We start from the raw sequence: 8,093 nt of genomic DNA on the forward strand, positions 1-8,093 counted from the left end.
AACCGAGCGGGGATAAATCCCCTCGCCACAAAACGGCATTTGCCCGAATTCATCGTTCTGTAACGCTCGCGCCGCCAAACCGTCATCCCGCGCCTTCATCGTAAAGCTCCCGTATACGTCTTGGGAGTCTCGACATGACCCAGTCCTACGAAGAACGCAGCGCCGTCAAAACCCGTCGTCAGCAGGAAGACCAGCGCCGCATGGCGTTCCGTCGTGCCATCGAAGACCGCTGTGAGCAGCGCCAGCTGTTGGCCGAAATCAGCGAGTTTCCGGACGCTGTAGAATTCAACTATTGGCAGGCAACTCCGGCGGTTTCCCGTCGAAACGACCAACCAGGCCAATGATCTGAGCGCGCTCGCCGCGAACGAACGCCAGGAAGGCGTGGGCCACCGGTGACAGGCGCTTAGCCCTGGCCTGCACCAGGCACCAGCTGCGGTAAAGCGGCAATTCCTCCACCGGCAACTCGATGAGCGCGCCGGATACCAGCTCCCGGCTTACGGCGTGGCGCGTCAGCAGCGCCACGCCCAGCCCCGCCAGTACGCATTCGCGTTGGGCCTCCGCCGACGCCACTTCCAGTGTCTGGGTGAAATGCACCCGTTTCTCCTTGAAATATTCCTCGCAGGCCAGCCGCGTGCCTGACCCCGGCTCGCGCAGCAGCAACGTATACGGCTCAAGGTCTTGCAGGCGCAGCGGGCCCATGTGGCACAGCGGGTGGTCGGGCGGTGCCACGGCGACGATTGGATTGTTGAGAAATGGCAGGAATTCCAGGCCCATGTCCTGAGGCACCATGGACATGATCACCAGATCGTCCCGGTTGTCCGAGAGCCTGCGGATCACTTGGCCGCGGTTGACCACCGTGAGGTTGAGGTTGACCTCCGGGTGCTGGCGCTTGAAAGCGGCGAACAGGTGCGGCACGAAGTACTTGGCACTGGACTCCACCGCCAGCTTCAGTTGGCCTTGCAACGAGCCCTGCATGTCCGACAGCTGCATGTCGAGGTTTTCCAGGCGCCCGAAGATGTCCCGGCTGGCGCGTTGAAGGGCTTCGGCGGCTTCGGTCATGTAGAGTTTTTTGCCAACGTACTCGAACAGCGGCTGGCCGATCAGCTCCTCAAGTGATCGAATCTGTAGGCTAACGGCCGGTTGTGTGAGAGACATTTCGTCGGCTGCGCGGCTGTAGGACCTCAGGTCGCACACCTCGTTGAAAATCTGCAGTTGACGCAATGTCATACGCATCAATGACTTACGCATTTTCTATAGCCTCTGGGTCGGGGCGGATGAATCAACTATAAGTCTTTGCTTATGCACGACCCAATAAATATTCATTTTTGTTAATCAACAGCCAGGACTAGTGTGGTGCTGCGACCGATTGTTACATCTGGTCACGCGTCGACCTGAAGCTCCAGGTCGTGGTACCACCGGCTCAAGGGAACCTCCAATTGATAACAAAGATCCTGATCGCCAACCGTGGTGAGATTGCCGTCCGCATCGTGCGCGCTTGCGCCGAGATGGGCATTCGCTCGGTCGCGGTCTATTCCGACGCGGACCGCCATGCGTTGCATGTCAAGCGTGCGGACGAGGCCCACAGCATCGGCGCCGATCCGCTGGCCGGCTATCTCAACCCGCGCAAACTGGTGAACCTGGCCGTGGAAACCGGTTGCGATGCGTTGCACCCCGGTTACGGCTTTCTCTCGGAAAACGCCGAGCTGGCGGACATCTGCGCCGAGCGCGGGATCAAATTCATCGGTCCGTCGGCTGAAGTCATTCGCCGCATGGGCGACAAGACCGAAGCGCGTCGCAGCATGATCAAGGCCGGCGTACCGGTCACGCCGGGAACCGAAGGCAACGTAGCGGGCATCGAAGAGGCCCTGACCGAAGGCGACCGCATTGGTTACCCGGTAATGCTCAAGGCTACGTCCGGTGGTGGCGGCCGGGGTATCCGTCGCTGCAACAGTCGTGAAGAACTCGAACAGGCTTTCCCTCGGGTCATTTCCGAAGCGACCAAGGCCTTCGGTTCGGCGGAAGTGTTCCTGGAAAAATGCATCGTCAATCCCAAACACATCGAAGCGCAGATCCTGGGTGACAGCTTTGGCAACGTGGTGCATTTGTTCGAGCGTGATTGCTCGATCCAGCGCCGCAACCAGAAGCTGATCGAGATCGCTCCCAGCCCGCAACTGACGCCCGAGCAGCGCGCCTACATTGGCGATCTGTCCGTGCGCGCCGCCAAGGCGGTGGGCTACGAAAATGCCGGCACCGTGGAGTTCCTGCTCGCCGAGGGCGAGGTGTACTTCATGGAGATGAACACCCGGGTGCAGGTGGAACACACCATCACCGAAGAAATCACCGGCATCGACATTGTTCGCGAACAGATCCGCATCGCCTCCGGGCTTCCGTTGTCGGTCAAGCAGGAAGACATTCATCACCGTGGCTTCGCGCTGCAGTTCCGGATCAACGCCGAAGACCCGAAAAACAACTTCCTGCCCAGTTTCGGCAAGATCACCCGCTATTACGCCCCCGGCGGCCCGGGCGTGCGCACCGACACAGCGATCTATACCGGCTACACCATTCCGCCCTTCTACGATTCGATGTGCCTGAAGCTGGTGGTCTGGGCGCTGACCTGGGAAGAAGCCATGGACCGTGGCCTGCGGGCCTTGGACGACATGCGCCTGCAGGGGGTCAAGACCACCGCGGCGTATTACCAGGAAATCCTGCGCAATCCGGAATTCCGTAGTGGCCAGTTCAATACCAGTTTCGTTGAAAGCCATCCTGAGCTGACCAACTACTCGATCAAGCGCAAACCCGAAGAGCTGGCCTTGGCCATCGCCGCCGCCATTGCCGCCCACGCAGGCCTGTAAGGAAGTATGACCATGTCCAAGAAGATCTTTGTTACCGACACAATCCTGCGCGACGCCCACCAATCGCTGCTTGCTACGCGCATGCGCACCGAAGACATGCTGCCGATCTGCGACAAGCTCGACAAAGTCGGCTATTGGTCGCTGGAAGTCTGGGGCGGCGCAACATTCGACGCCTGCGTGCGTTTCCTGAAGGAAGACCCGTGGGAGCGCTTGCGCCAACTGCGCGCGGCGCTGCCCAACACTCGCCTGCAAATGCTGTTGCGCGGCCAGAATCTGCTGGGCTATCGCCATTACAGCGATGATGTGGTCAAGGCGTTCGTGGCCAAGGCTGCGGTCAACGGCATCGATGTGTTCCGTATTTTCGATGCGATGAACGACGTGCGTAACCTGCGGGTCGCCATCGAGGCGGTGAAGGCCTCTGGCAAGCACGCCCAGGGCACCATCGCCTATACCACTAGCCCGGTGCACACCATTGAGGCGTTCGTCGCCCAGGCCAAGCAAATGGAAGCCATGGGTTGCGACTCGGTGGCGATCAAGGACATGGCCGGTTTGCTGACCCCGTACGCCACTGGTGAGCTGGTGAAGGCATTGAAGACCGAGCAGTCGTTGCCGGTATTCGTCCATTCCCATGACACCGCTGGCCTGGCCGCGATGTGCCAGCTCAAGGCGATCGAAAACGGCGCCGATCACATCGACACCGCGATCTCCAGCTTCGCCTGGGGCACCAGCCATCCGGGCACCGAATCAATGGTTGCGGCCCTTAAGGGCAGCGAGTTCGACACCGGCCTGAACCTGGAATTGCTGCAGGAAATCGGCCTGTATTTCTATGCGGTGCGCAAAAAATACCACCAGTTCGAAAGCGAGTTCACGGCGGTGGACACCCGCGTCCAAGTTAATCAGGTACCGGGCGGGATGATTTCCAACCTGGCCAACCAGCTCAAAGAGCAGGGCGCGTTGAACCGCATGAACGAGGTGCTGGCAGAGATCCCGCGAGTGCGCGAAGACCTTGGCTTCCCGCCGCTGGTGACCCCGACCTCGCAGATCGTCGGCACCCAGGCGTTTTTCAACGTGCTGGCCGGTGAGCGCTACAAGACCATCACCAACGAAGTGAAGCTCTATTTGCAGGGTGGCTACGGCAAGGCTCCGGGTTCGGTGAATGAGAAGCTGCGCCGCCAGGCCATCGGCAGCGAAGACGTGATCGATGTACGTCCGGCCGACCTGCTCAAGCCGGAAATGACCAAGCTGCGTGGCGAAATCGGCGCACTGGCCAAATCCGAAGAAGACGTACTGACCTACGCCATGTTCCCGGACATCGGGCGCAAATTCCTCGAAGAACGCGAAGCCGGCACCCTGACCCCGGAAGTGCTATTGCCAATTCCTGAGGCGGGCAGTGTGAGCTCGGCGGGCGGGGAAGGCGTGCCGACCGAGTTCGTCATCGACGTTCACGGCGAAACCTACCGCGTCGACATCACCGGGGTGGGCGTCAAGGCCGAAGGCAAGCGTCACTTCTACCTGTCCATTGACGGCATGCCCGAAGAGGTCGTGTTCGAGCCGCTCAATGAGTTTGTCAGCGGCGGCAGCAGCAAGCGCAAACAAGCCACTGCGCCGGGCCATGTCAGCACCACCATGCCAGGCAACATCGTCGATGTGCTGGTCAAGGAGGGCGATGTAGTGAAGGCCGGCCAAGCGGTGCTGATCACCGAAGCCATGAAAATGGAGACCGAAGTACAGGCTGCCATCGCCGGCAAGGTCTCCGCCATTCATGTCGCCAAGGGCGACCGAGTCAATCCGGGCGAGATCCTGATCGAGATCGAAGGCTGAGCTAACAGCCTCGATAAAACCGTTTAACCTCGGGGGGGCATGTGCTCCCCTTTTTTTTGCTTGTCAGAACATCATTCGCCATTGGCCCGTCAACGCCCCGTTACGGTTGTCCTGACCGGTTTCACCCTTGTAACTCACCCCCAGGGTATGCCGAGGCGAAACGGCCAGGTCCAGCCCTGTTTCGAAAAGCAGACTGTCACGGTCCAGTTCGTCGCCTTCGACGGTATACGACTTGCCTGCGCCGGCCAGGCCCTGGCGGGAAGCGCCTCGGGTCTCGCCATAGAGATGTTTCCAACCGAGACTCAAGCGCGGCGTCAGTCGCATGCCTTGGTCAAGAGAGAAGGACCGGGCGAGGTGCAGGCCCAGATTGCTGTGGAAATAGTCCTGGGTCTGGCCGTTGAACTGCAACGCCGCGTCGCCACCTTTCTCTGAATAGCGATCGCGTCGGTAGCGTTGGTAGCCAAGGTCGATGTAAGGCTCGACATCGAAATGACCGATGTTCAGGTTGTAACCGAGCTGGCCAAAGACCTGCTGCGTATGGGCATCGTAGCGACCTTTGAGGCGATCCCTGAAACCGTTGAAGACCACATGGCGCTTGGTGCTGCCGTCATGATTGGCGTAAACGGCGCCCAGGCGCAGGGCCCATGGCCCGTCCTGGCGCAAGGCATAGGCGCCCAGGTGCCAACTGTCGAGCCGACCATCGAACTGCTGGCTGTCCAGCCGGGTTTGCGTCTTGCTGCCGATCACGCCCAGGCGCCAATCCGGGCTGATGGCCCAGTCGGTTCCCAGCATCACACCGCTGGTCGAGTGTTTCAGCGCATAGCTGCCCAACTGTTTGCCGATACTGCCGCTGTTACCGATGGTCTGGACCCAGACTTGACCGTCAGCATGCACGCTCCCCGGGTTTTTCTGGCCCATGGCCGAGAGCATTGCGCTGCTGATCGGCGCCATGCTGCTCAAGGTGGCGTTGCCCAGATCCGCAGTGTTATAGCCACTCAGTTGGTCGATGGCGCTGGCGGCGGTCATCATATCGCTGCCGAGCAAGGCGTTGATGGCAGCGTTGGGTTTTGCGACTGGCTGGGTAGTTTGCAATTGGCCGGTGGGTTTCGGTGCGGCGTGGATGATTTTTCGTGGTTCGGCCGGTTTGCTTGTGGGATCTACGGCCTTCGATTTGCCGGCGTCGGCGACCGTATTCACATGGGTGTTGGGCAAGGCGCTGAGGGCGATATTGGGTTTTTCAGCTGGCTTGGTGGTTTGCAATGGGGTGGCGGGGGCTGGTGCGGTGGGGGTGATGTCTGGCGGCTCCGCAGGTTTGACTGCTGGGGCTTCGATCCTTGGTTTGGTTACGGCTGCCTGTGTAACGGTGGGCACATCCATGGGGGCGGGCGCTGGTGGTTTGACCGGTTGCCGCTCTTCGATATGGGTCGCAAATTCTCGCCCGTTTTCGGAGTTTGCTGCTTCCTCGATTGGAACAGCGTTGCGGGCGTAAGTCAGGTTGACTTGCGTATCGGTGGGAGTCAGCGTCGCCGTCATGAATGCCAGCTTGCTGGAGACCGTGCCGAGCGCTCCTTCAATCTTCCCCGCGCGGATGACCGTGTGCTCACGCGTCTCAATGTATTCGCCCGGCACGCCGGCGACGGTCAGCGTCGCGTTGTTCAGGAGCGCGGTGCCTTCAACGTTGATCGTGGAGCTACCGCCCTCTGCATTAACCCCGTAGATCAGTTCGGCAGTCTCTGCCAACGACAACTCCTTAGTAACGGCGGGTGCGCCTGTTTCGGGGCCGACTTCCAACTGGCCCGCGATACTCAAGAAATCCACAGTGCCATTGCCGCTGAAGCGGGCCTTCTCGCGTACGTAAACCTGCCCATTGACCACGCCGGAGTTCGTCATGCTGGCACCTGGCTCGACAGTCACGTGATTGGCGACCATGCCCTGGTTATCCAGCTTGCCGAGAACCCCTACCTGCCCCTCGATTTGGCCAGTATTGAGCAACGTGGTGTCTGGCTCGATCACTCCCCAGCCTGTGAAACTCCCGGTGTGTTGCCATTCGCCTTGCGTAACCTGCAATGCCATGAAATTTCGGGTTTCAGCCAATATCGGATGCTTGGCGGCGTCTAGTTGCAGGACGTTTTTTCCACCGCCACCATCAATGATCCCGGGGAATCTTCCTTTTCCGCTGATGATGACCAGGTCGTTTTTTCTAGTCCATTTCTCGCCGCCTCTACGGGCGATATTGGCGTTGTGCCGTTTGGTGTCAGCGGCTTCGGCGAAGGCTCTGAGGTGCTCTTGTTGCTCGGCGGTCGTGAGGATATCGGCGGGTGGCTGAGCCCTCGAAACATCAACGCAACCGAGTACCAAGGCAATTGCCAGGGCAAGGTGTTGGGGTGGGTGTAAAGGTTGGATAGACATCGAGTGCGGTCTCGTTTGAAAGGAGTCCGCACTTTAAAAATTCCACCCTTGATCACGATGCCAGCTACCGCCTCGCCTTGGGCAAGACACAGCAGATGAAATCTGTAGGCTGGTCGAGTTGCGATCCAGACATCGTCGCGTTGGCTTCCATGGCCTGAAGCGATGCCCTACAAGATCCTCGGAACCGTTCTGTCAGCTGCGCTTGAGATACGCCTTCCCATAATGCCGCTCCATCCGCGCCTGGATCAGCTCCAACGCAATGGACATCAACCAGTAAATGATCGCCGCCGTGGTGAGCATTTCGATGTAGCGGTAGCTGGAGCGACCATAGGATTGGGCCAGGAACATCACTTCCCAAACACCCATCACCGAGATCAGAGACGAGTCCTTGAGCATGGAGATGAATTGGTTGGTGGTCGGTGGAATGATGGTGCGCATGGCCTGGGGCAGGGTGACGCGCCAGAAGATCACGGTTTCGCCCATGCCCAGCGCAAGGGAGGCTTCGCGCTGGCCGTGGGGGACGCCAAGGATCCCGGCGCGGAAGATTTCGCTCAGGTAGGCGCCGTAGTTCAGCGACAGGGCGATGATCCCGGCGGCAATCGCGCCCGGGACCAGTCCCAGTTGTGGCAGGCCCAGGTAGATCAGCAGGATCTGGATCAGCAGCGGTGTGCCGCGAAAGAACGACGCGTAGAAACTGGCAATGCCGAACGCCACCGCGCTGCTGGACAGCCGCGCCAGGGCGGTGATGAAGCCCAGCAAGGACGAAGCGACGATCGAGCACAGGCAGAGAAACAGCGTCAGCGCCGCGCCCTGCAGAAAGCCGTTGGGTGCCAGGTGCACGCCGAGCAGGTTCGGCAGTTTGTCCAGGATGATGGCGAATTTCAGGTCGAAGCTCAGGAAAAAACTCGCGAACAACACCAGCATGGCCGCCCAGGTCAGGTACAGCCGTGTGCGAAAACCGAAGATCTTTTTCAGGCGCGACCCCCCCCCCCCCCGGGCGGGGGGGGGGGG

At 60.1% G+C, this 8,093-nt stretch carries 7 protein-coding genes; 4 read left to right on the forward strand and 3 right to left on the reverse strand.

The window, feature by feature from the left end:
• Positions 1-134: 134 nt before the first annotated feature.
• Positions 135-344: a PA3496 family putative envelope integrity protein gene (locus tag HU811_RS22365; RefSeq protein ID WP_092457767.1), complete on the forward strand. Its 210-nt coding sequence runs from the start codon at positions 135-137 to the stop codon at positions 342-344.
• On the opposite strand, the gene HU811_RS22370 is transcribed toward HU811_RS22365, so the two are convergent.
• Positions 286-1,248 carry a LysR family transcriptional regulator gene (locus tag HU811_RS22370; protein WP_186658142.1) on the reverse strand — a complete coding sequence of 321 codons (963 nt, stop codon included), beginning with the start codon at positions 1,246-1,248 and terminating at the stop codon, positions 286-288. The two genes, HU811_RS22365 and HU811_RS22370, sit on opposite strands and share 59 nt — an antisense overlap.
• 188 nt (positions 1,249-1,436) lie before the next feature.
• Here HU811_RS22370 and HU811_RS22375 point away from each other — a divergent pair, with 188 nt between their 5' ends.
• A complete protein-coding gene (locus tag HU811_RS22375; protein WP_092399521.1) occupies positions 1,437-2,852 on the forward strand; it encodes an acetyl-CoA carboxylase biotin carboxylase subunit in 1,416 nt (471 codons plus the stop codon).
• Between the two features lie 12 nt (positions 2,853-2,864).
• Positions 2,865-4,673 carry a sodium-extruding oxaloacetate decarboxylase subunit alpha gene (gene oadA / locus HU811_RS22380; protein WP_186658144.1) on the forward strand — a complete coding sequence of 603 codons (1,809 nt, stop codon included), beginning with the start codon at positions 2,865-2,867 and terminating at the stop codon, positions 4,671-4,673.
• Positions 4,674-4,736: 63 nt separating this feature from the next.
• Here the strand turns inward: oadA and HU811_RS22385 are convergent, their stop codons facing one another.
• The gene (locus HU811_RS22385; RefSeq protein WP_225248480.1) at positions 4,737-6,746 is read right to left on the reverse strand and encodes an autotransporter outer membrane beta-barrel domain-containing protein; all 2,010 of its coding nucleotides are present in this window, start codon (positions 6,744-6,746) and stop codon (positions 4,737-4,739) included.
• A 45-nt stretch (positions 6,747-6,791) separates the two neighbouring features.
• Here HU811_RS22385 and HU811_RS27510 point away from each other — a divergent pair, with 45 nt between their 5' ends.
• Complete coding sequence (locus tag HU811_RS27510) at positions 6,792-7,067, forward strand: hypothetical protein (protein ID WP_225248481.1); 276 nt, start codon at positions 6,792-6,794, stop codon at positions 7,065-7,067.
• Positions 7,068-7,274: 207 nt separating this feature from the next.
• Here the strand turns inward: HU811_RS27510 and HU811_RS22390 are convergent, their stop codons facing one another.
• Positions 7,275-8,057 (reverse strand): amino acid ABC transporter permease, encoded by a 783-nt coding sequence (locus HU811_RS22390; RefSeq protein WP_186658146.1) that lies wholly within the window; start codon positions 8,055-8,057, stop codon positions 7,275-7,277.
• Positions 8,058-8,093 lie beyond the last annotated feature (36 nt).

It is taken from the genome of Pseudomonas tehranensis (genome assembly GCF_014268615.1).
GTDB lineage: Bacteria > Pseudomonadota > Gammaproteobacteria > Pseudomonadales > Pseudomonadaceae > Aquipseudomonas > Aquipseudomonas tehranensis.